The sequence below is a fragment of the Neorhizobium puerariae genome, assembly GCF_042429745.1.
Lineage (GTDB): Bacteria > Pseudomonadota > Alphaproteobacteria > Rhizobiales > Rhizobiaceae > Neorhizobium > Neorhizobium puerariae.
The window spans coordinates 34,611-60,684 of sequence record NZ_JBHMAA010000014.1; the positions used below are offsets into that span (position 1 = coordinate 34,611).

Here is a 26,074-nt window from a genome sequence, read left to right on the forward strand (position 1 = left end):
GAAATCCGATGCACCATATCGAGGCCAGACCGGGCCGACGCGACGTGCCCGGGGCGCAACCTGCCGCCGAGCCCATCACCTTCGACGGGACGGTAGGGCTGTTCACGCCGGCGGAAGGCCGGGCGCGGCCTCTCGCCGTGCTGTTCGCAAGCCCATGGGGGCTTGAGGAAATGTGCACCCGGAAGTTCCGGCGCATCCTTGCCGAGCGGCTTGCTCAGGAGAGCATCGGCAGCCTGCGCTTCGACTATCCCGGCACGGGCGATGCTCTCGACGGGATATCCTTTCGCCCCGGCGTCGAGACATGGTCGGAGACATTGGCCGCCGCCGCGCGTCTCCTTCAGCAGCGGTCGGGTTGCGATCGTCTGGTGATCGTTGCCCAGGGCGTCGGAGCGGCGGTGGCCGGCCGGGCGGTGGAGCAGATGTCTGGACTGGAGGGCATTGCGTTTCTTGCACCGGTCGTCTCGGGCCGTTTCCACATTCGCGAGCTTTCGGCCTTTTCCCAGCTTATCAACGACAAGCTCGGCCTGAAAAAGGAGACGGAAGCCGCAATCGAGATCGCCGGCCTTTCCATGCCGCCGCAGATCGTGGGCGGCCTCAGGGACATCGATCTCATGAAGACGGACAAGGCGCCTGCAGGGAATGCGATTGTCTTTTGCAGAAGCGATCGCCCGGCGGACAGCGCATTTGCCGCGCATCTGCGGACCTTTGGCGGGAATGTTCTCGAAGCGCCGTTCGAAGGCTACGAGAAGCTCACCTCCAATCCGACCGTCGCCGTCGTGCCGGAAACGGTTGTTTCGCGACTGGTGTCCTGGGTTGCGGAACTGGCCCCGAGGGAGGGCGCCGAGCGAGGGCCTTCGCTTCCCGCGGAGGCATCGAGCCATCAGGGCGCGGACTATGTGGAGACCGCGGTCAGGTTCGGCCGGGACGGAAGGCTCTTCGGTATCGTCTGCAAGCCCTTGACGCAGGCCGCGGAAGGGAAGCCGACGGTGCTGCTGATGTCATCCGGCTACGACCGCCTTGCGGGATGGGGGCGCTCGACAGTCGAGTTTGCGCGGTCTCTCGCAGGACAGGGCATAGGCTCGCTGCGCTTCGACTGCGCCAACGTCGCCGACAGCCCGCCGGTGGATGGCCATACGGGGCAGGTTCTTTATGACGATGTCCAGGTCGCCGACGTCCGGGAAGCGATCGATTTTCTGGAAAGCCGCGGCATGGCTCCGGTGGTGGCGGCGGGGCGTTGCAGCGGCGCTTATCTCGGATTCCAGTCCGCCCTTGTCGATCCGCGGATCGTCGGGCTGGTCGGTGTCAATCCGGTGGTCTTCCAGTGGGAGGAGGGACGATCGGTCGACGAGGCGCTTGAAAACCCGGTGCAGACCCTGGAGCATTATAGCAAGCGGCTCCTCGAATTCGGGACGCTGAAGCGTGTCCTGCGGGGCGAAATCAATGTCGTGCAGAAGGTGGCCGAAATCTTCGAGCGTCTGGCGATGCGTGCTGTCCGGCCTCTGGCAAGGGCCGTCGGGGGGCTGTCAGCGCGGGAGCGCGCAGTTCTCGCGGGGTTTCGCGCACTTCATGGCCGGGGCGTGCCAGTCTCGCTTCTCTATAGCGCCGGAGACATAGGGCTGGAGGAACTGGCGCATTTCTTCGGCCAGGATGCAAAGGGCATGCGGCGTTTCCCGAACGTCACCTTCTCGGTGGTGCAGGATTCCGACCACAACTTCACACCGGGACATGCCCGTGCGGCTTATCTCAACGCTCTGAGGTCCGTGGTCTCATCGGCCGCGAAGCGATGATCGGCGCCACGATGACCGAGACCGTTGTCGAATGGGAAAGCCGGTGCCCAGAAAGATCGTGATCTCTTCCAGGACCCGGCCTCTTCGGGGAGAAATCAGGCCGCCAGGCCGACGCGCCGCCTGGCGCCAAGCAGCCGGTTGAGAATCCGGTAATACAGCGATACGGCCAGAGGGAACGGCTTGCGTACGACCGCGATCTTCTTGACGTAGTCGTCGATGCGCCAGGTGGCCCAGGTGCCTGCCTTGAAATATGCCAGATCGCCGCTTCGAAGGACGCGCACGGTGCCGTCTTCCGCCGTCACATGGACCTCGCCCTCGAGGATCACCACGACTTCGTCCCATCCGAAGAACCATCGGAACTGGCCGGCGGTGCAATCCCACACGGTCGTAGTGGCGCACTTGTCGTCCGCCTGGGAATGGCTTGCCGCGCGTGCGACAGGGGTGCCGGAGATCACCCAGCTCGGCTCGATCGGCCTTGGCTCCATCGGCAGGCTGTGCGGACAGGAAGCCACAAGGGGCTCCTGCTGGCGCCGTTCAGGCAAATAAGACTTGTACCGCACGGCGAGTGTCGCCGCAGTCGCGGCGAAGATCTGCCAACTCATGTGACCCCCTTCAGCTTCCTTGCCGCCATCATATGGTTCAGACGTAAGTCGCCTGTTACGGGGAGATCTAAAAGTTTAGCGATCAGCTCGTTTCGTCATCCGGCCGGCGAACGACATGCATCGATCCGGAGGAATTCGGCGGCGCCGGTGAACAGGGCGACCGCCTCAAACCGAATATCGCCGGGGGCTTTGCGCAACCCTATTGAGCGAGGCTGAGATGAGGAGGCAGTGACGAGATGAAATCGGTCAGTTGATCGCCGAGAAGCTGGACGTGGTCGCCTGCCGCCTTCTGCGCCGCCTCGGGATCGCCCGCGTCGATCGCATCCATGATCCGCACATGCTCGGTCAGCGTCCCCAGCATGCGGCCCGGCTGATAGGTGGCCCGCATCCGGTAGGCGCCGATCCGCCGCCGAAGCTGGATCGCCTGTTCCGCGATGAAATGCGTATGCGCGGCCGCATAGAGCAGGTCGTGGAATTTCTGGTTGATCTTGTAGAAGGTCACGGGGTCGCCGCCTTCATAGGCCTTGACGAGTTCCGCGTGAACCTCGCGCATGGCGGCGCGTTCGGCAGGCGTCGCGCGGCGGGCCGCAAGCTTGGCGCACAACCCCTCAAGGGCGGCCATGACATCGAACATCTCGATGATCGCGGGGATCGACAGGAGGGCGACATGCGTGCCCTGCCGCCCGCGCGTCTCTATCAGGCCGATGGCGAGCAGCGACTTGATGGCCTCACGGACCGGCGTGCGCGAAAGACCGAAGCGGCGGGACAATTCCATCTCGTCCAGCCGCTCGCCAGGCGCCAGACGGCCGTCCAGGATCATCTCTTCCAGATGATCGCGCAACTCGTCCGACCGCGTCGGCTGCCGCGTCTGGGCGACGCCGGATGCGCGGGCCGCATCTTGGTTCAATTCGAATGCTCCTCTGTCGGCCTTGTTGATGATGAGGCGGGCTTTTGTCGGGCGCATATACGTTTATTTCTCTGCTGCATTCAAGTTCATACAATCAGTATACCATGCTGGCGATGCAACTTCTGATCTTGTCCACAATCATCGACGGCGACTCTGGCATCGGAAAATGGCCGGAATCGTAGGTGTCGACCGGTGTTTCGGCAAAACATGGCATCGGGTCGGGATGCGCCAGACGCGCCACGTACGGGGAGTTCAGCAGCATCTTGGGACAGGTGACGAGCGGCCAGCGGTCCTCGGCGTTCCAGGCGAAGAGATCGTCCTTGACGTTCAGCGCGAAGTCGGGCGGTGCGGCGGCGAGCATGCCTTGCGTGATATGCGCCCGCATGGCTTCTCCGGTCGTCGGATGGACGATCATATCCACCATGGCGCGCATGCGGACCGGATAGTCGACGAGGAAATCCTCGCGCCGGCGCCGGATCTCCGCGTCCGGCACAGGTCCGTAATAACCCCGGTCGGAGAGCGTATCGAGTCCCAGAACCGCGGCGACCCTTCCGGGTGCGGCAATCGCCGTCTCGGTGGCGATCGGCCCGCCCATGGAATGGCCGATGAGGATCGCGCCCGGGATATCGAGGCTGTCGAGCACATGGGCGACCGCGCCGCCCATGGCCGAAACGGTCTGGCCGCTCCGGGGTGGCGGCGACATGCCGCCGAAACCGGGATGGGAAACGACGAGCACCCGGAAATCACGCGCCAGCCGGGGAGCGATGACGTCCCAATGGCCGGCGCTGCCGCACCAGCCATGGATCAGGACGAGCCAATCGCCGGTATCGCCAAATGTGCGGCAGCCGATCTGGCCACCGGAAGGGGCGTCGAGCAGAAGGAGGTCGTCCATTCGGCTACCCCTTGATGCCACTCGTGGCCATGCCCTGGGTGAAGTATTTCTGCAGGACGAGGAAAAGCAGGATGAGCGGCAGGGTGGCGACCGTGGCGCCGGCGAACGTCTCACCCCAGTTCGGCAGTTGCGTCGGGGAGCCCTGCTGGGCGATCGCCACCTGGATGATCTGGCGGGCCGGGTCCTGCACGATGACCAGCGGCCAGAGGAAGCTGTTCCAGCAGAACAGGAAGGTGATGAGCCCCAGCGTGACCATGGGCACCTTGACGTTCGGCAGGACGATCGAGAAGAAGATGCGGACATGCCCCGCGCCGTCTATGCGGGCCGCGTCCTCCAGTTCGACCGGCAGTTCCTCGAAGGCCTGCTTGAGCAGGAAAAGGCCGAAGGGGCTGGCGATCCAGGGGATCATGATCCCGAGCAGCGTATTGGAAAGACCGAGCCCGGAGACCACCTGGTAGAGAGGCACCATCATCGCCTCGATGGGCAACAGGAAGGTCAGCAATATGAGCACGAAGACGATACTCGCGCCGGGGAACCTGATGCGGGTCAGTGCGTAAGCGGCCATGGAACAGAGCAGCAGCGTCAGCGCCACCTGGCATATGGCGACGATCGCGGTGTTCAGGAGTGCGCCCAGTATGTTCGTGCGCTGGAAGAGCGTCACGTAGTTCTCAACCGTTGCGCCGACCGGAAGGAACGCCCGCCAGGAAAGAGGTGTCACGTCGCCGAAGACGGTGAACTGGTTCTTGAACGAGGACGACACCACCCAGGCATAGGGTGCCAGGAAACAGGCGGCGATCAGCAGGATCACGATCACGGTGAAGGCGGTGCGCCGCATGTGTCTGGTCTTCATGTCAGTAGTTCCACCGGGACCGCAGGAGGGCCATCTGGATCATCGAGATGGCGAGGACGACGAGCAGCAGGACGACCGAAAGCGCCGATGCGTAACCGGCCTGCTGCATGATGAAGGCGGTGTTGTAGATGTGGTAGACGATCAGGTTCGTGCTTTCCTGCGGGCCGCCCTGGGTCATGAGGAATGCCGGCGCAAAGGCCTGCAGCGAAAACACCGTCATGATCACCACGATGAACAACGTCGTCCGCGAGAGCAGCGGCACGGTGATGTTCCAGAGCACCTGCCAGCGTGTCGCGCCGTCTATGCGGGCGGCCTCGCTGAGTTCCGCCGGCACGCCCTGCAACCCCGCCAGGAAGAGGATGGCGCCGAACCCGACCTGCTGCCAGAGCGTCATGGCGACCAGCGCGGGCAGGGCCTGGCCCGTGCTGGTGAGAAAGGGCTGCCGGCTGATCCCGACGATGTCCAGCGCGCCGTTGATGAGCCCGTTCGAGGGGTCCAGGAGGAAGGACCACATCGTGGCGACCACGACCGAGGACGTGACGACCGGCAGCATGATCATCGTGCGCACGAGGCCGCGCGCCGGCAGTTTCGAATTGAGGAAGAGGGCGAGCGCGAAGGCGACCGGGATCACGAAGAGCACCACGCCGAGGGCGAACAGGAAGGTGATCCCGAAACTCGTTGCGGCATCCTCGTATTCGATCATGTCTGCGAAGTTGCGCAGGCCGACGAACTTTTCCGCAGCCGGATTGAGCAGGGAATAGTCATAGAAGCTGTTGCGGGCCATCACCAGCAGGGGCACGTACTGGAAGATCAGCAGCAGCAGCATGAAAGGCGCGAGAAAGCCGGCAGCGACCAGACGCTCCCGCCTCTGCCGCCGGGTGGCGGCCTTGCGCGGCCGGGTCTTGGTGGCCGCCGAAGCGGTAAGCGTCTGTTCGCCTGTCGACATTCTCGCGTCCATTGTCATCAGCGGTCGAGTACGCGCTGGACCTTCTTTTCGGCGTCCGCCATCAGGGATGCCGGATCGCCGCCGAATGCGACGCCGCGAAGCGCCTCGCTGACGATCTTGTCATACTGCGCGAATTTCGGACCTGGCGGACGGGGCTGGCCCCAGGACTGCAGCTGATCGACGAATACCTTCATAGGGTACTGGTTGTAGATCGCAAAGCGCGGGAACAGGCTCTTCAGCGTCGGGAGGTTGCCGCGCTGGCTGACATTCATGTAGGCATATTCGCCCCAGGACATGTCGACGACGAATTTCGCGGCGATCTCCGGATGCCTGGAGCGGGCCGTCGCACCGAATGTCGTCGAACCCGTATGGACGACCGGCGTCTTGAAATACGGGATCGGCGTGGTGCCCCATTCGATCTTCGGGTCCTTGGTGAGCGCGTTGCCGGCCGCCGGCGTATCGATGTAGAAACATGCCTTGCCGTCGAAGAAGGCATTCGGAATGCCGACTTTCGGGGCTACACCTTCCGAATTGAAGAGCGACTGGTAGAACTTCAGCGCTTCCACCGCTTCCGGCGTGTTGAGGTAACCTTCCGCGGTCTTGCCGTCGGGAGCAAAGGCCCAGAAGGTCTTGTAGGCGCTGCTGGACGGATCGGCCTTCGGGTCGCCGGCGGAACGCTGGTAGATCAGATCCTGGTAGACGAGGCCCGGCTGGCCGTTGCCGAAGCGCGTCGGTCCAAGGCCCCAGACGGTCGCCGCGCCTGCGGGACCCTGCTGGCATTTCTTGAAGGCTTCGAGAGCCTGGGGCCAGGTCCAGGCCTCGGCGAGCGCCTGCGGCGGCTTGACGCCCGCGGCCTCGACCAGCTTCTTGTTGTAGTACATGGCGACGGTCGTCTGCTCGATGCCCGGCGAATAGACCTCGCCATTGTAGCTGTGCTCGGCCTTGGTCGCCGGCAGGATGTCGTCGTCCCAGCCCTTCGGCAGATATTTGGTGATCGGCAGGAGGACGCCGGAGGCCGCATAGGACTGCGTGTTCGGCCCGTCGTAGACGATCACGTCTGGCGGATTGGAGCTTGCCGCCTGGACGGAGATGGTGTCTGCGAGCTGTGCGAAGGGCACTTCGTTTATTTCGAACTGGACGCAGGGATTTTCCTTCTGCCAGGCTTCCATTGGCTTCGGATAGGGGTAGTTTCCGGGCGTGCGCAGGATGCGCAGGGTCACGCTCTCGCCGGTACAGGCCGGTTTGTCCTGCGCCCGAACAGCCGTCGCACTCAGCGCTGTCGCGCCGAGCAGGCCGGCAAAAACAATATGATAGACCTTCATCAGCCGTTCTCCTTCTGGTGTTTTTTTTGCGACAGTGCTTCAGATGGCCCTGCCGGTATCGGGATCGAAAAGCGACATGCGATCACGCGCTATGCGAAGCGGCTGCCGGCCGCCGTCCGGCCTTGCATCCTGCGGCGCGAGCATGGCGGCACAGGGCACGCCGGCCAGAGTGAAGTGGACCAGCGTCGTCGGGCCGAGCAGTTCGGCCATGTCGACCGGAACGGAAAAATCCGTTTCCGCGTCACCGGCCAGGAAATGTTCCGGCCTCAGCCCGACCTCGACCTTCCTGCCCACATGGGCGGATACCGCGCCTGCCCGCTCGACCGACAGCGGCAGGATGATATCGTCGAGCTTCAGGGCGGGTTCTCCGTTCTCCACGACGACCTCGGCGGGGAGGAAGTTCATCGAAGGGCTGCCGATGAAACCCGCCACGAAACGGGTGGCCGGGCGTTCGTAGAGTTCCTGCGGCGTGCCTTCCTGCTCGATCTTGCCGTTGTTGAGCACTACCACCCGATCGGCAAGCGTCATCGCCTCGACCTGGTCGTGCGTGACATAGACGGTCGTGGCCTTGAGGCGCTTGTGCAGCCGCCGGATTTCCGTCCGCATCTGCCCGCGCAGCTTGGCGTCCAGATTGGAAAGCGGTTCGTCGAAGAGAAACACTGCCGGATCGCGGACCATGGCGCGCCCCATGGCGACGCGCTGCCTCTGGCCGCCGGAAAGCTGCTTCGGCCGCCGGTCGAGCAGACTGGAAATCTCCAGCACCCTGGCCGCCTCTTCCACCCTGCGGCGGATTTCCGCCTTGTCCAGCTTTGCAAGCCGCAGGCCGAAACTCATGTTCTGGGCGACCGTCATGTGCGGGTAGAGCGCGTAGTTCTGGAAGACCATCGCGATATTGCGCTCCCGCGGATCAAGTTCGTCCACGCGGCGCTCCGCTATCCAGATCTCGCCGCTGCTGACCTCTTCCAGGCCGGCGATCATCCTGAGCGTCGTCGATTTGCCGCAGCCGGAAGGACCGACGAGCACGACGAATTCACCGCTGCGGATATGCAGGTCAAGTCCATCGATCGTGGTTGCCGAAGCACTCTCGTAGGTTTTTCCCACCCTTTTGAGCTGAACGTCTGCCATGCCGGCCTTGTAGCCCTTTCCCGGTTGATCGGTGCGGAGCCGGGCGGCTCCTCCGTGCAAAGATTAAGGAGAGAATGCGTATCCTTGCAAGAGATAAATGTATACTGTGAGGAAATTTTTATCAAAATCCGATAATTGCACAAATAACCGACAATAAACGTTATCTTATTGCCCATTTTACCGTCATTTTGATAGTTTTCGTATCTCATACATGTCGTTCCGGGAAAATTTTTTATATCTGGCCAAAAAATGCTATGGACAGGTCTCGAAAATCACGTATGCAGAAATACGTAAAATGTATTCATTGCAGGAGACCCCCAGGTGGAACTCAATCTTGCCGGCAAAACGGCCCTTATCACCGGAGCATCCCAGGGCATCGGCTATGCGATCGCCAAGGTACTGGCTGCCGAAGGATGTCATCTCCACCTGGCGGCCCGGAACGGCGCGGCCATGCAGGACCTGAAGAAGGAGCTGGCGCAATATCCGGTCGACGTCACCGTTCACGAGGGCGACCTCGGCACGACGGAAGCCATGGTCGCCCTCGACAGGGCGTGCGGCGACTACGACATTCTCATGAACAATGCCGGCGATATCCCGGCCGGCACGATCGAGGACGTGACGGATGAAGCGATCCGCCGCGGTTTCGATCTCAAGGTGTTCGGCTATATCACGCTTTCCCGCGAGTTCTGGAAGCGCCGCAAGGGCAAGGGCGGCGTGATCATCAACGTCATCGGCAATTCCGGCGAGAACTGGGATGCGGCCTATTTCGCCGGTTCGACCGGCAATGCCGCGCTCATGAGCTTCACCAAGGCGCTCGGCGGCCGCAGCCTCGATCACGGCATCCGCGTTATCGGCGTCAATCCCGGCCCGGTCGATACCGCCCGGATGCTGAAGATCATGAAGCGCAAGGCGATCGACATGCTCGGTGACGAATCGCGCTGGCAGGAACTCTATGCGAAATATCCGGGCAAGCGTCCGGCAACCGCCGAGGAAGTCGCCGATCTCTGCGCCTTCCTCGCGTCGCCCAAGGCCGGCTATATCACCGGCACGGTCGTGACCATCGATGGCGGCATCGCCGCCCGCGGCTCGGTCATCTGACGGCCATGAGCGACGCACGCATTCGCAACCGGTATTTCGACGATCTGTTCTCCACGCCCGACCTGGCCTGGATGGGGCAGAACACCAATCACGTCCCGTCGCATCCGGCGGTGCGGGAGGCGATGATCCGCTCCGTCGAGGCGGGTGAATTCAACGCCTATGCACCTCCGATGGGCTTCGAGGCCCTGAGAAGCGCGATCGTCGCCGATCTCGGCGTTTCGTCCGGCGAGGCCCTGGTAACCGAAGGCGGGGTCAACGCGCTTGCGATGATCTGCAAGGCGCGCGCCCGGCCCGGCACGACGCTGGTGACGACCGATCCGACCTGGAAATGGCCATGCCTCTTCGCCGAGCAGGCCGGAGCAGAGGTCATCCAGATTCCGATCTACGATCCGGCGACGAACTACAAGCTGACGCCGGATGCGCTTCGCGCCGCCGTCGACGAACGTTGCGCGCTGATCTACATCGTCGATCCGAACAATCCGCTCGGCATCCGCTACGAACGCGGGGAAATCGAGGCTTTTGCCGAGATCGCCCGCTCCGTCGGGGCGCTGATGATCCATGACTGCACCTACCGGGATTTCGCGGACGGCCATACGCCGGTCCTGCAGGTCGCTCCGGAAGGCACGGTCGTTTCGCTCAGTTTCTCCAAGTGGCTGGGGCTCGCCGGTATGCGCATCGGCGCCCTTGTCGCCGAGCCGAGGCTGGTGGACGAGTTCTCCGCGGCGTCGACATCCGTGCTCGGCGCGTCCGTCATCGCCCAGCGGGCGGCCATGGCGGGTCTTTCGGTCAAGGCCGAGTGGATGAGGCAGGTGCGCGCCATCGATCGGGCGAACAAGGCGATGATCGTGGCGGCGGCCGAAGCGGCCGGCCTTGCGGTGCCGGTCCAGCCGTCGCACGGCAATTTCCTCGTGCTGGAAACTGTCGCGACGGGCGTCTCCCCGGAAGCGATCGTCGAGGCGGCGCGGCGCGAAGGCGTGATGATCCGGCAGGGCCGATACCATACGGCCCGGTTCGGAGACCGGTTCATCAAGGTCTCGACGTCGGTGCCGACTGCATGGGCGGAGCGTTTCTGCGAGGGGCTTCCCGGCTATATCGCGACGGCCCGGACGCTGAATGACGTGCCGGCCCTTTTCTAAGGGCCGGAGCGCCGACAAGCATTGCAAGGCAAGGAATGATGGCCTCATGTTCGTGACCACCAAGGACGGCATTAAGCTCTACTGCGAAACGGCTGGTGAAACCGGTACGCCGATTCTTTTCGTCCATGAGTTCGGCGGCAATTACGATGCCTGGGAACCGCAGATGAACTTCTTCCCGCGGCGTCACCGTTGCATCGCCTATGCGGCGCGCGGTTATGCGCCCTCGGATATTCCGGCGGATGTCGAACGATATTCCCAGGCGCTCGCGGCCGAGGATGCACTGGCCGTGCTCGATGGTCTCGGTATCGAAAAGGCGCATATCGTCGGCCTGTCGATGGGCGGCTTCGCGACATTGCATTTCGGCCTGCGTTTTCCCGAACGGGCGCTGTCGCTGACGGTCGCCGGTGCCGGTTACGGCACGGAGCGCGCAACCGCGGATTATTTCCGCAACACGTCGCTGAAGGTGGCCGACAATTTCGAAAAGGACCCGGTCGGCTTTTCGAAGATCTATTCGCTCGGCGCGAGCCGCGTGCAATTCCAGAACAAGGACCCGCGCGGCTGGGCTGCGTTTGCCGAGCGGCTGTCGCGCCATTCCGCGGTCGGCGCGGCCAATACCATGCGGGGCGTGCAATGCCGCCGGCCGTCCTTCTGGGATCTGGAAGACGAGTTGAAGACAATGATGGTGCCGACGCTCATCATGACCGGCGACGAGGACGACCATTGCCTGCAGCCGAGCCTCTTCCTCAAGAGGACGATCCCCGCCAGCGGCCTTTCCATTCTGCCGAAGACCGGACACACGCTCAATCTGGAAGAACCGGCCATGTTCAACGCGCTGGTTTCGGACTTCATCGCCCAGGTCGAAGCCGGTGCCTGGACGGCGCGCGACCCTCGCGCCGATCCGGGGCAGGTCATGCGGACGGAGTAAGGCGATGGCGGGCAGGGCCTCGATATCCCCGGAGCGTCTCTGGTCGCGGCTGATGGAGCTCGGCAGGGACGGCGCCCTGCCGGGAAAGGGCGTCAATCGCCAGGCCCTCTCCGCAGAAGACATCCTCGCCTGGCGCCGGATCATCGCCTGGGGGAGTGAGGCCGGTCTGAAGCCTGCGACGGATGCCGCCGGCAATCTCTTTCTCACGCTTGACGGCAAGTTTCCCCACCTGTCGCCCGTCGTCGCCGGCAGTCATGTCGACAGCCAGCCGACGGGCGGTCTTTTTGACGGGGCGTTCGGCACGCTGGCGGCCTTGGAAGCCGTGACGGCAATCGCCGAGGCAGGCTTGGCGCCGGAGCGGCCCGTGACGGTCGTCGCATGGATGAACGAGGAAGGCAGCCGGTTCGCGCCGGGGATGATGGGGTCCGAGCTCTTCGCCGGAAAGCGGACGATGGCGGAGGTCATGGCCGTTCGGGATGCCGCGGGCGTCTCCGTCGCCGAGGCGCTGAAGGCGGTTCACGAGGCTTTTCCCGAACTCGAACGCCGGCCGCTCGGTTTTCCGGTGCATGGCTATATCGAGCCGCATATCGAGCAGGCGGATGTGCTCGAACGCGCGGGTGCGGTGATCGGCGTCGTTTCGGGCATCCAGGGCAAGAAAACCTACGAGATAACGATTACGGGCCGTGAAGCGCATGCCGGCACCGAGCCCATGGAGCGCCGGCAGGACGCGCTGCAGGCTTTCGCGCGCATGGCGCTGCACATGCAGCAGGACATGGCCGTGGACGATGTGGTGAAATTCACGATCGGGCGGCTGGAGGTGGAGCCGAACGCTCCCTCGGTCGTTCCGGCCAGGGTCGTTTTCCGCATCGACCTGAGGCACCCGGAAAACGGGATGCTCGACCGGCTCGGCCTGCGGATCGAGCAGATCGTGGCGGAGGAGGCGAGCCCCTGCGATTTTCAGGTCCGGCGTTTGGTGGATGCGCCGTCCAACGGGTTCGATGAAGGGCTGCAGTCCGCCATTCGCAGCTCGGCGGCGGAGCACGGTTACAAGACGCTGGACCTTCTCTCTGCCGCCGGGCACGATGCCCGCCAGATGGCGCCGCTTGCGCCCAGTGCGATGATCTTCATCCCGTGCCGTGGCGGCATCAGCCACCATCCCGACGAGTGGGCCGAGCCGGCGCATGTCGCGGCCGGTGCGACCGTTCTTCTCGACCTGCTTCTGGAACAGGCAGGTCTTTCGCCGAAACAAGGAGATGCATGATGAGCACCGTCAACGATATGGCCGAGATGCCGGTCCAGCTGCCGCGCGATCCCGCCAACGCCGCAGAGGCCCGCAGCCGCTATTTCAATTCCGGCAACGCCTTCAACATCAAGCTTCCTCCCGTTCCGGGCAAGATCTTCACCGAAGAACCGGCCAGGGCGTTCGCGCTGGACAGGACCGGTTTCGTCAACTGCGATCTTTCCGACCAGATGAGATGCCCTTTCCCGGCGACGACGCCGCTGATGCTTGCCCGCTATGCGGCGGTGAAGGCCGGTGAGACGCTGGATTCGACGCTCACCAACACGGCGTCGATCTGGTACATGATCAAGGGCAAGGCCGATCTGGCCGTCGGCGAGGAAAAGGCCGTGCTCGGCAAGGGTGACGTCTTCCTCCTGCCGGGCGGCGTGCCGTCGCAGATCACCGCCGGTGAAGACAGCGTCTTCTGGCTGGTTGGCAACGATCCGCAGCTGAAATTCGACGCTTCGGCGCCGCTTACCGGCGAAGGCGCGGCCGTCAGCTTCGTGCATTATCCGGCCGACGAGATCGCCCATCAGCTCGATGTGGTCTACGCTTCCAATGCCAATGCCAGCACGTCCGGCCATGCGCTGATCTTTTCGGCCGAGAAGACCGAGCCGAGCCGCAACATCACGCCGACCATGACGCTGTCGCTCAACACGCTGAAGCCGCAAAGCTCCCAGCCGCCGCACAAGCACAATTCGGCCGCCATCACACTGGTTCTAAATGGCGATCCTGCGTATTCGATGGTGGCCGACGCCAAATGCGACTGGTCGCCCTGGGCGACGCTGGTCACGCCGCCGGCCGCCAGGCACAGCCACCACAACGACGGCAATACGCGCGCCGAATTCCTGATCGTACAGGATGGCGGCTTCTATTATCATGCGCGCACCATGGGCTTCGAGTTCTACTGAGATGCGGCTGATCATCGATACCGATACGGCGGGCGACGACACCTATTCGCTGTTGCTTGCCATGCGCACGCCCGGCTCGACGCTAGAGGCGGTGACCATCTGCGTCGGCAACGTGCCGTTCGACCAGCAGGTGGAAAACGCGCTGGCGACCATCGAGGCGGCCGGCTTTTCCGGCAAGGTGCCCGTTTATCCCGGCGCGCGGCGTCCCATGGTCAAGCCGTGGGAGCCGTCGACCATGCACGGGAACGATGGGATGAGCGGCGCGAACCTGCCGATCGCCCGGCAGCGGCCCGAAACCAAGCATGCGGTCGACGCCATCATCGAGCGGGTGATGGCCGAGCCCGGCAAGATCGACATCCTCGCCCAGGCGCCGCTCACCAACATCGCGCTCGCCGTGATGAAGGAGCCGCGGATTGCCAAGGCGGTGCGGCATCTGTGGATCATGGGCGGCACCGACAATGCCGTCGGCAACATCACGCCCTGTGCCGAGTACAATTTCTTCATCGATCCGGAAGCGGCGCGCATCGTCTTCGAGGCCGGTTTCGATATCACGCTGTCGACCTGGACGCTGACGATGCGTTCCGGGCTGTTCGAAGGCGATCAGCTCGATGAGATCTTCGCGATGAACACGCCGCTTTCGGAATTCTACCGGAAGGTCTCGCGCGTGCCGCGCGAGACGGCGCAAGCCCGTTATGGTCGCCCGGTGAGCACCCATCCCGATTCACTCACCTGCGCCTGCGCGCTCAATCCGGAACTGATCGAGTCCTCGCGCGAGGCCGTGGTCCGTATCGAAACGATGGGTGAGATCACCCGCGGCTTTTCAGCCATCCATCCGCCGAAGCTCGGCAATCGCTGGCCGGAATACAAGGTCAATGCCCGCGTTATCGAAAAAGCCTCGAACGATGGCTTCTTGCGGATGATGAAACAGGCTTTCGCCGAAGACCAGCCGTGATGTGGCGGGATCGAATGCCGGAGAAATCCGGCATTCCGTCGGATGCCGTCATTCAGGTTGCGGGCAGGTTGCGGGCGCGAGCGCGGTCTCAAGCAGATCCGCATCGGTGGCCGCGGCATCCGGCCGGATGGTGACGACAGGTGGCAGATCCTTGCCGAGTTTCCTGAAACAGGCCGTCATCGCGTCCAGCCAGACGCCTTGCTGCGGCAGGTCCTCGACGGCTGCGATCACGACATCGTAGCCGTTCTTCCGATAGTCGATGAGGTCGCCCACCGAAACCTCGATCAGCCGTTCGCAGCTCTCGAATTTCGCGACATGCGGCGGCATCTTCATGATGCCCCAGCCGCGCGTGATCAGCGCGTCGACGAAATCCGTCGGCGGCGCCTGCCGCCTGCCGTAGAGCGCGGAGCCCGGATTGACGACGAAATCGGCGACGACCGCAATCCGGCGGCTTCTCAGGTCTTCCCGGATCACGCGGCATTCTCCTTGTCTTCGGTCAGGAACTCGTCAAGCTCGACCATGGCTTTCTGCAGGTCGAAATCCTGCGCGTCCATTGCCACGCCGGTTGCGCGCGGGAATTCAAGGCCCCGTTCCTCGAACTCGAACTTCAGCTCCTCCATCCAGACGCCCATGCCCGGCCGCCGGTCGCTGCCGCCGTGGACAGCGCCTTCGGGACGCCCGCCCCAGGACGCCTTGGTGCTGGTCAGGCGAACCCCGCTCGACGGGCTGCCGTCGAGGCCGACGATGACGACGTCGTAACCGGCATCCTGATGCATGGTCGCGAGGTCCACGACGCCCCTGGCAAGGTTGCGGCAGTGGCGGCGGTAACCGGGAGTGTCGTATTGTTCGCGCGACGCCCACCAGCGCACGGCGCCCATATGGCTCATCTCGGGGCACGGCAGTTGCTGCAGTTCGTAGCCGTTCTTGACCAGGCGTTCGACGAGCGGGGAAAAGACCCCGGCGCACTTGGCAAACTCGCTGACCTTCGCATTCTGGTTCATGAGACAGTGGGCGACATAGGCAACGCGCCTCGGTTCATCTTCCATGATTTTCACCTCCTGGCGTTTCGGGCCTGCGGTCAACCGAGTCATCGCGATTGCCGGCCGCGGCGGCGCTTCCTTCGTTTCGAAGCAAACGCCATGCCATCACCCTTCGGTCACCGCGGCCGCCGGATGTGGATGCCTTGTCGAAGGCATCCACATCCGATTGCCGCAATAGGCATCAAACCTGTGTCCGAAAAATGGGCATATCGTATTCATAGTTTTCAATATTGGATATTTATACTGGGAATGATACCCTCGCAATCATTGTGAAAGGCAAATTTCTGCGGAAACACATGCCCGAAAACCGTCTTTCCGGCGATCAACCGCGAGGCCAGTTTGGCACGTCACTTGCTTGTATCCTTAAAGGTAATATTTGCATGCAAGGAGATGCGGTCTCGATGACGGATATGTCTATCGCCTGGAGCGAGGAATATGCCTGCGGGTTGAATTCCGGGGCGCGCGGCCTGGCGGGCTTGCTGGGGCCGGCAAAGGCCGAAAGCGTCGCAGTCGCCTCGCCTGCCTGGATACCATCGGAAGACAGGCCGCTGATAGAGCTTCGGCAGATCTCCAAGAGTTTCGGTCCCGTGATGGCGCTTCAGGACCTGGAGGTTGCAATCCGGCCCGGCGAACTGGTCACCGTGGTCGGGCCTTCCGGATGCGGCAAGAGCACCCTGTTCAACATCCTCGCTGGTCTCGACGAACCCGATCCGGGCAATATCCTGCGTTTCCGCGGCCGGAGCTCCTCTGCTTCCGAATTGCTGGGACAGGTTTCCTTCATGCCGCAGCGGGATCTGCTGCTGCCGTGGCGGAACGTCATCGACAATGCGATCCTTGCTCTGGAGATCGAAGGCGTGCCGCGGGCGCAGGCACGCGCCGAAGCATTGGAGATGTTGCCGGAATTCGGGCTTGCCGGGTTCGAAGCGCAATATCCCAGCCAGCTTTCAGGCGGCATGCGCCAGCGCGTGGCGCTGATGCGCACCTTCCTCTTCAAGCGCGATCTCATGCTGCTCGACGAACCGTTCGGGGCGCTGGACGCGCTGACGCGGACGATGATGCAGCGCTGGCTGCTCGATGTCTGGCAGAAACACCGGCGAACCGTCCTGTTCATCACTCATGACGTCGACGAGGCGATCTTCCTCGGCGATCGCGTCCTCGTCATGACCGCCCGGCCCGGCCGGGTGAAACTGGAGCAGAAGATCGAGCTGCCACGCCCCCGCAAGGCCGATATCGTCACGTCCCCCGAATTCATCGGGCTGAAGAAGACACTCCTCGACGCCATCGAGGAGGAGAGCATGAAGTCGTTCATGGCTTCAGGACATTAAAAGAAAAGAGGAAATGCTCATGGCCAGTGAATATGCAGACCGCCCCGCCCACATTCCCGCGGCCGAGTGGAAGGCCCGCGTCGATCTCGCCGCCTGCTACCGCATGGTTGCGAGACTTGGCCTGGACGATCTGATCTACAACCATATCTCCATGCGCGTGCCGGGGCATGAAGATCAGTTCCTGCTCAATCCATACGGATTCCTGTTCGGCGAGATCACGGCGTCGAGCCTCGTTCGCATCGATATCGAAGGCAACAAGCTCGACGACACGCCCTATACGGTCAACAAGGCCGCCTTCGTCATCCATGGCGCCATCCACAAGGCGGTGCATGATGCGTCCTGCGTCCTGCATACCCATTCGGACGCCAGCACCGCCATCTCCTGCCAGAAAGACGGGCTTCTGCCGCTGACGCAATTCGCCATGCGCTTCTACCGGCGGCAGGCTTTCCACGATTACGAAGGCGTCGCCATCGACATGGACGAGCAGGCCCGCATCATCGCCGATCTCGCCGACAACCGCGTGATGCTGATGCGCAATCACGGCATCATGACGCTCGGCCGCACGCCGGGCGAGGCTTTCATGCTGCTTTATTATTTCGAGCGGGCTGCCCGCATCCAGCTCGACCTGCAGGCTTCCGGCGCCGATCTCCTGATCCCGCCCCATGAGGTCTGCGAAAAGGCGGCACGGCAATTCTGGGAGAACAAGGGCGATATCCTGATCGCGGGGGAGCGGGAATGGCCGGCCTTCCTCCGCCAGCTTGACCGGGAGGGATCGGACTACCGCCGATAGGGACGGGAGGAGGAAGACGTACCCAACCATAAACCAACAGAGGGAACCATGCTTAATCGACGACAGCTACTGGCGGCGCTTGCCGCAACGATCATCGGCGTCCAGGGGTTCGGCTTTGCCGCAAGGCCGGCTGCGGCCCAGGACATGGTGAATGCCAGCCTGCGCCTCAAATGGCTGACGCAGGCGCAGTTCGCGGGTTTCTACGTCGCGCTTGAAAAGGGATATTACAAGGACGAGGGGATCAACCTGACGATCAATCCCGGCGGGCCGAACCTTCTGACCGAGAACCTGGTGGCTACGGGCGCCGACACGTTCGGTCTTTCGGGCGGCACGGACAGCGTGTTTGCCGCGCGCGACAAGGGAATGCCGATCGTCTGCATCGGCGTGGCGCATCAGGTCACTCCTTTTGTTTTCGTGACGTACAAGGATGGTCCGGTCAAGACGCTTCAGGACTTCAAGGGCAAGAAGGTCACTGCCTGGTTCACCGGCGCCAACCATGTCCTCTCGGCCATGCTGGCCAAGGCGGGCGTCAAGACGAGCGACATGGACCTGCAGCCGCAGCAGGTCTCGATGACGCCTTTCATCGACAAGCAGGTCGATGTGGCCACCGCGACGCGCTACAACGAACTGCAGATCGTCGCGCAGCGCGCCGGGATGGAGAACCTTCGCATCTTCGTTCCGGAGGATAGCGGCGTTTCCTTTCCCCGGGATACCCTGATCGTGTCGGAGCAGACGGCCAGGGAGAAGCCGGAACTCGTCGAAAAATTCCTCCGCGCCAGCATCAGGGGATGGAAGGACGCCCTGACGAACGAAAAGGAGGCGATCGACATCGTCATGAAGGTGGCGCCGACCCTCAACCGCCAGCAGCAGGAAGTCATGCTTTCCGAGATCAAGAAGCTGATGATCGCGGGCAAGGCGGGCGCCGACGGCCTCTTCGCCATCGATAAGGCTGCCGTGGGCTCCGCCAACAGCCTGCTCGCCGAATACAAGGTCATCTCCAAGCCGGTCGATCTCGACGCCGCGTTCAACGACGATTTCCTGTCGAAAATCCCGCCGGCGGAAAAGCGCCTATGAGCATGTCCGGCACAGCCGGTGCATTCCTGTCCGCCGCAAAGGCGGGCAGGTTTGCGTCGCTCCTGAAGACCTCGATCGGGATAATCGCGTTCCTGCTGGCCCTGGAACTGATCATCCTCGCGCTCGGCATCCGGCCCTACTATCTGCCGCGGCCCAGCGCGATCGCCGCCGCCTTCGCGGCCACGCCGCAAGCCTATTTTCTCGGCATGTGGCGCACGCTGCTGGAAACGGTCATCGGCTTTGCGGCGGGCAGCCTTTTCGGAATCGGAATGGGTGTGCTTTTCCATCGCTGGACGGCATTGAAGGAGCTCTTCTTCCCCCTCTTCGTGGTATCGCAGACCATTCCGGTCATCGCGTTCGGCGCCGTCGTCGTCCTCTGGTTCGGTAACACGCTGTTGGCGAAGGCGGTCATCTCCTTCTACATCAGTTTCCTGCCTGTCACCGTGAACACGCTTCTCGGTTTTGCAACCGTCGATCCGCGCCAGGTGGCGCTGATGCGCAGCTTCGGCGCGAAGGAGGGGCAGATCCTGAGACGCCTTTATCTTCCCGCAGCCCTGCCGCAGATCTTCGTCGCCCTGAAACTTGCCTCCTCGCTGTCGCTGATCGGTGCGATCGTCGGCGAGTGGTTCGGCGATACGACCGGCCTCGGCGTCCTGTTGCTGCAGGCCATGTACAACGAGAACGTGGTCGGCATCTGGGTCACCATCGTTGCGTCCGCGTGCCTGGGAATCGGGCTCTACACCCTCGTTTCCGAGATCGAGCGACGCCTCGTCTTCTGGGGAGCGGAACAATGAACAGCACCGTCGAAAGCAGCAGCGCGCGGCGTATCGGCCGGGGCTTCGCCGGCGCCTTTCTCCTCGCCGCGCTGTGGGAACTCTGTGCGCGCGGGTTCAACCTGCCGGCCTATGTGCTGCCGTCCGTGAGCAGCATTTTCTCGGGCCTGGTCGCCGATGCGGGCAAGCTTGCGGAGGCGGCACGTTTCACCGCCGTGGAGGCCCTGGCCGGCTATCTGCTCGGCTGTGCCGTCGGCATTGCCGCGGCAGTGACGGTCAGCATGGCGCCGCGCAGCCGCGGCGCTGTCCTGTCCGTGGCGACGGCCGTCAACTCCGTGCCGGTGGTCGCCTACTCGCCGCTCGTCCTGCTCTGGTTCGGCATCGGCATGGCGTCCAAGATCGTCATGGTGGCCGTCGCCGTCAGCTTCACGGTATTTCTGAGCACGATCGCGGGACTCGACCGCGTCGACCGGAAATCGGTCGACCTCATCCGCTCTTTCGGCGCGGGCCGTCTGGCCGTCCTGTGGCGGCTCAGGCTTCCGACAGCCCTGCCGCTGATCATCGCAGGCATGCGGGTTTCCACCGTGCGCAGTGTCATCGTCGCCATCGTCACGGAAATGCTGGGCGCCTATGGCGGTCTCGGCTGGGTCATCTACCAGGCCGTGCTGCAGATCGATTTCGTCCAGGTCTGGGCGGCCATCATCGTCGCGTCGGCGATCAGCCTGTCCTTCTTCGGCGTGATCAGCTTCATCGAACGACGCTATATCTTCTGGAGGTGATCATCAGGATGACGCGCAATATTCACTTCGGCCTCTTTCTTCTCGGTACCGGCAGCCATGTCGCCGGCTGGCGGATGCCGGGGGCGATGGACAGTTTCCAGGATATCGAGATGATCAGGCGCATCGCCATGGAGGCGGAGCGCGGCCTGTTCGACCTGATATTCATGGGCGACAATCTCAATGCGGACCCCGGCGCGCATCCTTCCTATACGGCCCGGCTGGAGCCGATGACCCTTCTTGCGACGGTGGCGGGGGCGACGCGCCACATCGGCCTCGGGGCAACGGTATCGACCACCTACAGCGATCCCTTCACCGTTGCCCGGGCCTTTGCCTCGCTCGATCACATCAGCGGCGGACGGGCGGCATGGAACGCGGTCACGACGGCCAACCCCGCCGCCGCGGCCAATTTCGGGACGATCCATCCGGATCACTCCAAACGTTACGAGATCGCCGAGGAATTCCTGACGGTCGTACGCGGCCTGTGGGATTGCTGGGCGGACGACGCCATCGTCGCGAACCGGAAAACCGGTGTCTATATCGATCCGGCGAAGGTTCGCGCGCTCGATCATGACGGCGTCCATTTCAAGGTGAAGGGTCCGATCAACATCGGCCGGTCTCCGCAAGGGCAACCAGTCATCCTCCAGGCCGGCGGATCGGGTCCGGGGCAGGAACTCGCCGCCAAGTCGGCGGATGTCGTTTTCTCCGTGACCCAGAATCTCGACGAGGCGCGCGCCTTTTATGCCTCGCTCAAGGGCCGGCTGCCGAAATATGGCCGGACGCCGGATTCGCTCGTGGTTCTGCCGGGCGTGATGCCGATCGTCGGGCGGACCGAGCGCGAGGCGCATGACAAGCTTGCCGAACTGCAGGGCTTCATCAGCGAGACCAATGCGCTTTCCCTGCTCAGCGACCGTTTCGGTGTCGACATGAGCTTATACGATCTTAACGGGCCTGTTCCCGATCTCGGTCCCTCCGACAACTACCATGCCTTCGCGCGGGTGATGCTGGACAAGGCAAGGCGCGAGAACATGCGGCTTCGGGATCTCTACAATCTCGTCGCTGCGGCGCGTGGCCATTGGGTCCTCTGCGGCACGCCGGAATATGTGGCCGATACGCTGGAGACCTGGTTCACGACCGGTGCGGCGGACGGCTTCAACGTCATGCCGTCCCATTTCCCGCAGGGCCTGACCGACTTCGTGGACATGGTCGTGCCGATCCTCCAGGAGCGGGGATTGTATCGGACGGAATACGAGGGAACGACCCTGCGCGATCGCATGGGTCTTGCAAGGCCGCCGCGCCTTGATTGAGAACGCGTTTCCGACGGTTTTCCAATAATAGACAACTCCGTCTTGCCCGGATGACGGCGAGCTCGGCCCTTGCGCTGTACTGAACTCTTCGCGGTGCAGCCCATGCACACGGTCAGGCAGGGTTGGGCTGCCGCCCTTCCGGCAAGCCGGCCGAGTATCGTCAGGCTCGTGCAGGCCTGATGACGCTGCCCCGATGCCGGCAAAAGCCTTGCCGGCGCGCCTTTGGCATCCCTTTCCAAGGACTTCGCGAACGTCGAGTTTTCCCGAGCAGGCATACGCAGTACTCTATATTTCCCAATATTTGGGAAAATAATTTCAACTATTGACAATATATATGCGGCAATTCACACTGCCATCAAATTTGGCATGGTGAATTTTTAATCATTTCCCGGCCCGCAATCGGGAAACGAAGGCTTGGCTGCCGATGGAGAAATTCGTCGGCGAGTGCCGGTCTTCGTCCCGATTGACCCATTCCACAAACAAAAAGGGGAAGTCATGAACTGGTTCCGAATCTCCGCCTCGATAGCCGGATTGGCCCTGGCAATGCTGCAACCTGTCCAGGCTGCGGCCGCCGAGGTTGAAAAGGTCAATATCTCCATGCACTTCAATGTGCCGCAGCTTTCCTGGTACGGCCTCTACTGGGCTCAGGAGCACGGTTACTACAAGGACGCCGGCATCGAGATCGGCTTCCAATACCTGCGCGGTTCGCCGCTGGCTCTGCAGGCAACCGCTGCCGGCCAGTCGGAACTCGGCATTGCCGCCGCCGATACCGCTCTCTCCGGCCTTGCGCAGAACCTGCCCGTCACCGTCGTCGCCAATCACCTGCAGAAGGATTCGACGGGCGTCATCTTCAACAAGGCCAAGGGCGAGGTCTCGAGTTTCAAGGATCTTGCGGGCAAGACCGTCGTGACTTCCGATACCACGACGCTCGCCACCCTTCTCAGGGCGGCGCTGAAGCGCAATGGCGTGACGGACTCCGTCAAGGTCCTGTCGGTCGACCCGCAAGCGGTCTGCACGTTGATGCTCACCGACCAGGCGGATGCCTGCACGGGCTTCGCCTTCGCCCAAACGCTGCAGGTGAAGGCGAAGGGAGTGGATGTGACGTTCCTGCCTTTCAGCACGCCCGACTTCCCGATCCTGGGGCATGTCATCTTCGCCAACAGCGACTATCTCGCCAAGCACGGCGAGACCGTGAAGAAATTCCTGGCGGCGACCGCCCGCGGTTATGCCGAGGCCAGCGCCGATATTCCCGCGACCGTCGAGATGATGGCGAAGATCGACCCCACGCAGCCCCGTGCAACGCTTGGCGAAGCCATCGGCATCATTGCCGGCCTAACGGTCAGCACACGCACAGAAGCGCATGGCTGGGGCTGGATGGACAACGAGGCCTGGAACAATCTCTATGCCGGACTGACGGAAGGCAATGTCCTGAAGCCGGGACTGGACGTCTCCAAGCTCTACACCAACGATTATCTGCCCGGAAAATAAACCGGTCCGCGGATGCCAGCCTTTCGGCATCCGCCCTCACTGGAATTCACCGCCTTGTCTAGTTCTTCTGAATTGATTGGTCTGCTGATCGAGGAGGGCGAGGTCTTTTCGCCTGAACCGATCGGACAGACGAGTATTGCCGCGATCGCGGGCCGGACCGTCGCGCTGGGAACCTCCGCCGCCGGGCTCGCGGCGTGTGCCGGCAGCATAAGAAGGGTGAATGCGCGCGGGCTGCGCGTCATTCCCGGCCTGATCGACCAGCATATCCATTTCCTGGGTGGCGGCGATGCCAACGGGCCGCTGGGCCGGGTCGCCGAACTTCATGCCCGCGATCTCCTCGCCGCCGGGACGACGACTGCGGTCGGCCTGCTCGGTGTCGACAATGAGACCCGCGACCTGAGGCTTCTGCTGCGCAAGACCCACGAATTGCGTCAGGCCGGCGTTTCGGCCTTCGCCTATACCGGTGGTATGCCTTTGCCTGCGCGGCATCTTCTCGACAGCGTCTGCGCCGACATCTCCTTTGTTGACCAGTTCATCGGCGCGAAATCCGCCGTTGCCGAACGGCTGCATCCGAACCGCAACTGGAACGATCTCGCCGATCTTGCCGGCGAAGTGATGCGTGCCCGGGCGATGTCCGGCAAGGCCGCGCCGCTGCATGTTCATGTCGGGCCGCTCGAAGAGGCGATCTCGCCGTTGATGCGGCTCGTCTCGGAACTCGGCATGTCGGCGAACCAGATCGTGCCGACCCATGTCAACCGCACGACGGACTTCTCGCCGGTCTTTGCCCAGGCGATCGATTTTGCCCGGATGGGCGGTACGATCGATCTGACGTGCTGCGTCTCGAAGATCGACGGCAATTTGACCGGCATCGACGTGCCCGAGGCGGTGCAGACCTGCCTCGACCAGGGCGTGCCGCTCGACAACATCACCATGTCGACCGACGGGAACATCCCGGCTACGATCCGCGACAAGGACGGAAATGCCCTCGGTTATCGCACCGTGCCGCCGGGTGTCCTGTTGCGCGATGTCGTTCGCCTCGTCCATGAGGCGGGGCTTGGCTGGGAGCAGGCCCTCAGACCCGCAACGGTCAACGTCGCCCGGGTGCTCGGCCTTGCCGACCGCAAGGGCCGTATCGCGCAAGGTTTCGATGCGGACTACGTCCTGCTCGACGAAAACGGCGCGGTGCGCATGGTGATTGCCGGCGGCCGCGTGATTTTTGACCATATGGAGGCGTCGTGATGGTCGCTTATGCGAACATGGGTTCGGCCCTGCTGACACCGGACGACGAAGGCCGCACGGCGTTCATCGATCTCGGCTTCACGCCGCCGCGCGCGATCAGCTATCGGTCCTTCGACGCCCTTGCGAACGCCTATGCGCGGGGCCTTTACAAACGGGGGCTACGGGCCGGCGACCGCGTGGCGGCCATCGCGGCCAACAGCTACGTCTATCTGGCGGTGGTCTATGGCGCCCTGCGCGCCGGTATCACGGTCGTGCCCGTCAATTACAAGCTGCCGGCTTCGATCATTTCCTTCATCCTGCAGGACAGCGCCATCCGCATGGCGTTCGTCGACGGCCCGAGGCGAGTGCAGGTGCCCGACACGGTCGCATGCATCGATCTGGATACGGCGGACGCTTCCGGTCTCATTCCGGACTTCTGCGATGCCGGGCCGTTCGAGGCCGTGACGCCTGGGGAAGCCGATGCCTCGATGATCCTTTACACCTCCGGTTCTTCCGGCGTCCCGAAGGGTGTCGTCTTCTCACATCTCGGCCATCTGTGGGGCCTGGACCGGCGCACCAGTCCATCCGGGCCTTCCTCCGGCCGCACGGTCGTCGCCGCGCCGCTCTATCATCAGAACGGACTTGCCTCTTCCCAGGCGACGCTCGGAAGCGGCGGCACGGTCATCCTGCTGCCCGGCTTCGAAGTGGAGACATTCGCCCGCGCGATCGCCGACTATGGCGTCGAGATGATCACCGCCGTTCCGACGATGATCGCCATGATGGTGCGAAAGCGCGATTTTGTCGCCGGTCTCGATCTTTCGCGCGTGCGGCAGGTGCGTGTCAGTTCGGCCCCTTCGACGCCGGCGCTCTTTTCCGAGATCAAACGTCTTTTCCGCAATGCCACCGTCGTCAACGGGTTCGGCACGACGGAAGGCGGGCCGATCTTTTTCGGGTCACATCCCGAAGGCCTGCCCCAGCCGGAGATGTCGGTAGGCTGCGGCCATCCCGACGTCACGCTGCGACTCATGGTGGACGGCAGGGAGATACGGAACGAGGGCGTCCTCCAGATCAGGAGCCGTGCGGTCATGATGGGTTATCTCAACAAGCCCGAGCTGACCGCCAAGGTCATGACGGAAGACGGTTTCTACAATACCGGCGACATCTTCCGGCGCGACGAAAACGGCTTCTTCTTCTTCGTGCGGCGAGCCGACGATATGTTCGTCTGCGGCGGGGAAAACGTATTTCCAGGCGATGTCGAGGGAATGCTGCTGCGCCATCCGGCGATCGCGGAGGCCTGCGTCGTGCCTGTCGAGGACGAGATCAAGGGTTTCAAGCCCGTCGCCTTCGTCGTCGCCAAGGAAGGGCAAACGCTCACCGAGGATGACGTGAAGGCTTTCGCGCTCGAAAACGGGCCTGCCTACCAGCATCCGCGGCGGGTCTTCATCGTCTCCGAACTACCCCTGGCCGGCACCAACAAGATCGACCGCCATGCGCTTGCCGATCGGGCAGGCGCGGCCGTGGCGGTGCGCAATTCCTGAAATGAAAGGTCTA

25 protein-coding genes are annotated in these 26,074 nt (G+C 63.1%); 16 read left to right on the forward strand and 9 right to left on the reverse strand.

Translation table 11 applies throughout. The features are described from left to right. Nucleotides 1–8: 8 nt before the first annotated feature. Nucleotides 9–1,787 (forward strand): alpha/beta fold hydrolase, encoded by a 1,779-nt coding sequence (locus ACFFP0_RS12085; protein WP_377260794.1) that lies wholly within the window; start codon nucleotides 9–11, stop codon nucleotides 1,785–1,787. Between the two features lie 95 nt (nucleotides 1,788–1,882). Here the strand turns inward: ACFFP0_RS12085 and ACFFP0_RS12090 are convergent, their stop codons facing one another. The 7 genes from ACFFP0_RS12090 to ACFFP0_RS12120 all read right to left on the reverse strand — a co-directional run bounded on the left by ACFFP0_RS12090 (nucleotide 1,883) and on the right by ACFFP0_RS12120 (nucleotide 8,431). Then, a complete protein-coding gene (locus ACFFP0_RS12090) occupies nucleotides 1,883–2,389 on the reverse strand; it encodes a cupin domain-containing protein (RefSeq protein ID WP_377260796.1) in 507 nt (168 codons plus the stop codon). A 199-nt stretch (nucleotides 2,390–2,588) separates the two neighbouring features. After that, the gene (locus ACFFP0_RS12095) at nucleotides 2,589–3,296 is read right to left on the reverse strand and encodes a GntR family transcriptional regulator (protein ID WP_377260798.1); all 708 of its coding nucleotides are present in this window, start codon (nucleotides 3,294–3,296) and stop codon (nucleotides 2,589–2,591) included. A gap of 94 nt (nucleotides 3,297–3,390) precedes the next feature. Beyond that, a complete protein-coding gene (locus ACFFP0_RS12100) occupies nucleotides 3,391–4,188 on the reverse strand; it encodes an alpha/beta fold hydrolase (protein ID WP_377260801.1) in 798 nt (265 codons plus the stop codon). Nucleotides 4,189–4,192: 4 nt separating this feature from the next. Beyond that, nucleotides 4,193–5,038, reverse strand: coding sequence for a carbohydrate ABC transporter permease (locus ACFFP0_RS12105; RefSeq protein ID WP_377260804.1), 846 nt, complete (start codon nucleotides 5,036–5,038; stop codon nucleotides 4,193–4,195). 1 nt (nucleotide 5,039) lies between these two features. After that, nucleotides 5,040–5,984, reverse strand: a complete 945-nt coding sequence (locus ACFFP0_RS12110) for a carbohydrate ABC transporter permease (protein ID WP_377260806.1) — start codon at nucleotides 5,982–5,984, stop codon at nucleotides 5,040–5,042. 17 nt (nucleotides 5,985–6,001) lie between these two features. Beyond that, nucleotides 6,002–7,306 (reverse strand): extracellular solute-binding protein, encoded by a 1,305-nt coding sequence (locus ACFFP0_RS12115; protein WP_377260808.1) that lies wholly within the window; start codon nucleotides 7,304–7,306, stop codon nucleotides 6,002–6,004. A gap of 39 nt (nucleotides 7,307–7,345) precedes the next feature. Continuing rightward, the gene (locus ACFFP0_RS12120) at nucleotides 7,346–8,431 is read right to left on the reverse strand and encodes an ABC transporter ATP-binding protein (protein WP_377260810.1); all 1,086 of its coding nucleotides are present in this window, start codon (nucleotides 8,429–8,431) and stop codon (nucleotides 7,346–7,348) included. Nucleotides 8,432–8,752: 321 nt separating this feature from the next. Here ACFFP0_RS12120 and ACFFP0_RS12125 point away from each other — a divergent pair, with 321 nt between their 5' ends. From ACFFP0_RS12125 to ACFFP0_RS12150, 6 genes are read left to right on the forward strand one after another with little or no spacing between them, the layout of a single operon-like run. Then, the gene (locus ACFFP0_RS12125) at nucleotides 8,753–9,529 is read left to right on the forward strand and encodes an SDR family oxidoreductase (RefSeq protein WP_377260812.1); all 777 of its coding nucleotides are present in this window, start codon (nucleotides 8,753–8,755) and stop codon (nucleotides 9,527–9,529) included. A gap of 5 nt (nucleotides 9,530–9,534) precedes the next feature. Continuing rightward, nucleotides 9,535–10,665: a pyridoxal phosphate-dependent aminotransferase gene (locus ACFFP0_RS12130; protein ID WP_377260814.1), complete on the forward strand. Its 1,131-nt coding sequence runs from the start codon at nucleotides 9,535–9,537 to the stop codon at nucleotides 10,663–10,665. A gap of 46 nt (nucleotides 10,666–10,711) precedes the next feature. Then, a complete protein-coding gene (locus tag ACFFP0_RS12135) occupies nucleotides 10,712–11,590 on the forward strand; it encodes an alpha/beta fold hydrolase (RefSeq protein WP_377260816.1) in 879 nt (292 codons plus the stop codon). 4 nt (nucleotides 11,591–11,594) lie between these two features. Next, nucleotides 11,595–12,851, forward strand: a complete 1,257-nt coding sequence (locus tag ACFFP0_RS12140) for a Zn-dependent hydrolase (RefSeq protein ID WP_377260818.1) — start codon at nucleotides 11,595–11,597, stop codon at nucleotides 12,849–12,851. Next, nucleotides 12,851–13,780 (forward strand): cupin domain-containing protein, encoded by a 930-nt coding sequence (locus ACFFP0_RS12145; RefSeq protein ID WP_377260820.1) that lies wholly within the window; start codon nucleotides 12,851–12,853, stop codon nucleotides 13,778–13,780. The genes ACFFP0_RS12140 and ACFFP0_RS12145 overlap by 1 nt, the downstream gene beginning before the upstream one ends. A gap of 1 nt (nucleotide 13,781) precedes the next feature. Continuing rightward, nucleotides 13,782–14,732: a nucleoside hydrolase gene (locus tag ACFFP0_RS12150; RefSeq protein ID WP_377260822.1), complete on the forward strand. Its 951-nt coding sequence runs from the start codon at nucleotides 13,782–13,784 to the stop codon at nucleotides 14,730–14,732. 48 nt (nucleotides 14,733–14,780) lie between these two features. Here ACFFP0_RS12150 and ACFFP0_RS12155 read toward each other — a convergent pair whose 3' ends face one another. Both ACFFP0_RS12155 and ACFFP0_RS12160 read right to left on the reverse strand, forming a co-directional pair. Then, nucleotides 14,781–15,206 carry a hypothetical protein gene (locus ACFFP0_RS12155; protein ID WP_377260824.1) on the reverse strand — a complete coding sequence of 142 codons (426 nt, stop codon included), beginning with the start codon at nucleotides 15,204–15,206 and terminating at the stop codon, nucleotides 14,781–14,783. After that, on the reverse strand, nucleotides 15,203–15,778 hold the full coding sequence (locus tag ACFFP0_RS12160; protein WP_377260827.1) for a hypothetical protein: 576 nt from the start codon (nucleotides 15,776–15,778) through the stop codon (nucleotides 15,203–15,205). Before ACFFP0_RS12160 ends, ACFFP0_RS12155 begins: the two co-directional genes overlap by 4 nt. 584 nt (nucleotides 15,779–16,362) lie before the next feature. Between ACFFP0_RS12160 and ACFFP0_RS12165 the strand changes: the two genes are divergently transcribed. The 9 genes from ACFFP0_RS12165 to ACFFP0_RS12205 all read left to right on the forward strand — a co-directional run bounded on the left by ACFFP0_RS12165 (nucleotide 16,363) and on the right by ACFFP0_RS12205 (nucleotide 26,061). Next, nucleotides 16,363–17,097, forward strand: a complete 735-nt coding sequence (locus ACFFP0_RS12165; protein WP_446692710.1) for an ABC transporter ATP-binding protein — start codon at nucleotides 16,363–16,365, stop codon at nucleotides 17,095–17,097. Nucleotides 17,098–17,116: 19 nt separating this feature from the next. Continuing rightward, on the forward strand, nucleotides 17,117–17,887 hold the full coding sequence (locus tag ACFFP0_RS12170; protein ID WP_377260833.1) for a class II aldolase/adducin family protein: 771 nt from the start codon (nucleotides 17,117–17,119) through the stop codon (nucleotides 17,885–17,887). A gap of 48 nt (nucleotides 17,888–17,935) precedes the next feature. Further along, on the forward strand, nucleotides 17,936–18,961 hold the full coding sequence (locus ACFFP0_RS12175; protein ID WP_377260836.1) for an ABC transporter substrate-binding protein: 1,026 nt from the start codon (nucleotides 17,936–17,938) through the stop codon (nucleotides 18,959–18,961). Further along, a complete protein-coding gene (locus tag ACFFP0_RS12180) occupies nucleotides 18,958–19,755 on the forward strand; it encodes an ABC transporter permease (protein WP_377260838.1) in 798 nt (265 codons plus the stop codon). Before ACFFP0_RS12175 ends, ACFFP0_RS12180 begins: the two co-directional genes overlap by 4 nt. After that, entirely contained in the window at nucleotides 19,752–20,513 is a 762-nt protein-coding gene (locus tag ACFFP0_RS12185) for an ABC transporter permease (RefSeq protein ID WP_377260840.1), read from the forward strand. Before ACFFP0_RS12180 ends, ACFFP0_RS12185 begins: the two co-directional genes overlap by 4 nt. A gap of 8 nt (nucleotides 20,514–20,521) precedes the next feature. Beyond that, on the forward strand, nucleotides 20,522–21,817 hold the full coding sequence (locus tag ACFFP0_RS12190; protein WP_377260842.1) for an LLM class flavin-dependent oxidoreductase: 1,296 nt from the start codon (nucleotides 20,522–20,524) through the stop codon (nucleotides 21,815–21,817). A 495-nt stretch (nucleotides 21,818–22,312) separates the two neighbouring features. After that, on the forward strand, nucleotides 22,313–23,305 hold the full coding sequence (locus ACFFP0_RS12195) for an ABC transporter substrate-binding protein (RefSeq protein WP_377260844.1): 993 nt from the start codon (nucleotides 22,313–22,315) through the stop codon (nucleotides 23,303–23,305). A 54-nt stretch (nucleotides 23,306–23,359) separates the two neighbouring features. Continuing rightward, a complete protein-coding gene (locus ACFFP0_RS12200; protein WP_377260846.1) occupies nucleotides 23,360–24,544 on the forward strand; it encodes an amidohydrolase family protein in 1,185 nt (394 codons plus the stop codon). Continuing rightward, entirely contained in the window at nucleotides 24,544–26,061 is a 1,518-nt protein-coding gene (locus ACFFP0_RS12205; RefSeq protein WP_377260848.1) for a class I adenylate-forming enzyme family protein, read from the forward strand. The genes ACFFP0_RS12200 and ACFFP0_RS12205 overlap by 1 nt, the downstream gene beginning before the upstream one ends. Nucleotides 26,062–26,074 lie beyond the last annotated feature (13 nt).

Excerpts from the sequence above, each read along its gene's own strand:
- ACFFP0_RS12165 (WP_446692710.1), top strand. The coding sequence starts at position 16,363 with ATGGCGCTTCAGGACCTGGAGGTTGCAATCCGGCCCGGCGAACTGGTC.
- ACFFP0_RS12090 (WP_377260796.1), bottom strand. The coding sequence starts at position 2,389 with ATGAGTTGGCAGATCTTCGCCGCGACTGCGGCGACACTCGCCGTGCGG.
- ACFFP0_RS12100 (WP_377260801.1), bottom strand. The coding sequence starts at position 4,188 with ATGGACGACCTCCTTCTGCTCGACGCCCCTTCCGGTGGCCAGATCGGC.
- ACFFP0_RS12140 (WP_377260818.1), top strand. The coding sequence starts at position 11,595 with ATGGCGGGCAGGGCCTCGATATCCCCGGAGCGTCTCTGGTCGCGGCTG.
- ACFFP0_RS12120 (WP_377260810.1), bottom strand. The coding sequence starts at position 8,431 with ATGGCAGACGTTCAGCTCAAAAGGGTGGGAAAAACCTACGAGAGTGCT.
- ACFFP0_RS12105 (WP_377260804.1), bottom strand. The coding sequence starts at position 5,038 with ATGAAGACCAGACACATGCGGCGCACCGCCTTCACCGTGATCGTGATC.
- ACFFP0_RS12190 (WP_377260842.1), top strand. The coding sequence starts at position 20,522 with ATGACGCGCAATATTCACTTCGGCCTCTTTCTTCTCGGTACCGGCAGC.
- ACFFP0_RS12180 (WP_377260838.1), top strand. The coding sequence starts at position 18,958 with ATGAGCATGTCCGGCACAGCCGGTGCATTCCTGTCCGCCGCAAAGGCG.
- ACFFP0_RS12135 (WP_377260816.1), top strand. The coding sequence starts at position 10,712 with ATGTTCGTGACCACCAAGGACGGCATTAAGCTCTACTGCGAAACGGCT.
- ACFFP0_RS12160 (WP_377260827.1), bottom strand. The coding sequence starts at position 15,778 with ATGGAAGATGAACCGAGGCGCGTTGCCTATGTCGCCCACTGTCTCATG.
- ACFFP0_RS12145 (WP_377260820.1), top strand. The coding sequence starts at position 12,851 with ATGAGCACCGTCAACGATATGGCCGAGATGCCGGTCCAGCTGCCGCGC.
- ACFFP0_RS12195 (WP_377260844.1), top strand. The coding sequence starts at position 22,313 with ATGAACTGGTTCCGAATCTCCGCCTCGATAGCCGGATTGGCCCTGGCA.
- ACFFP0_RS12185 (WP_377260840.1), top strand. The coding sequence starts at position 19,752 with ATGAACAGCACCGTCGAAAGCAGCAGCGCGCGGCGTATCGGCCGGGGC.
- ACFFP0_RS12205 (WP_377260848.1), top strand. The coding sequence starts at position 24,544 with ATGGTCGCTTATGCGAACATGGGTTCGGCCCTGCTGACACCGGACGAC.
- ACFFP0_RS12130 (WP_377260814.1), top strand. The coding sequence starts at position 9,535 with ATGAGCGACGCACGCATTCGCAACCGGTATTTCGACGATCTGTTCTCC.
- ACFFP0_RS12150 (WP_377260822.1), top strand. The coding sequence starts at position 13,782 with ATGCGGCTGATCATCGATACCGATACGGCGGGCGACGACACCTATTCG.
- ACFFP0_RS12085 (WP_377260794.1), top strand. The coding sequence starts at position 9 with ATGCACCATATCGAGGCCAGACCGGGCCGACGCGACGTGCCCGGGGCG.
- ACFFP0_RS12110 (WP_377260806.1), bottom strand. The coding sequence starts at position 5,984 with ATGTCGACAGGCGAACAGACGCTTACCGCTTCGGCGGCCACCAAGACC.
- ACFFP0_RS12115 (WP_377260808.1), bottom strand. The coding sequence starts at position 7,306 with ATGAAGGTCTATCATATTGTTTTTGCCGGCCTGCTCGGCGCGACAGCG.
- ACFFP0_RS12175 (WP_377260836.1), top strand. The coding sequence starts at position 17,936 with ATGCTTAATCGACGACAGCTACTGGCGGCGCTTGCCGCAACGATCATC.
- ACFFP0_RS12170 (WP_377260833.1), top strand. The coding sequence starts at position 17,117 with ATGGCCAGTGAATATGCAGACCGCCCCGCCCACATTCCCGCGGCCGAG.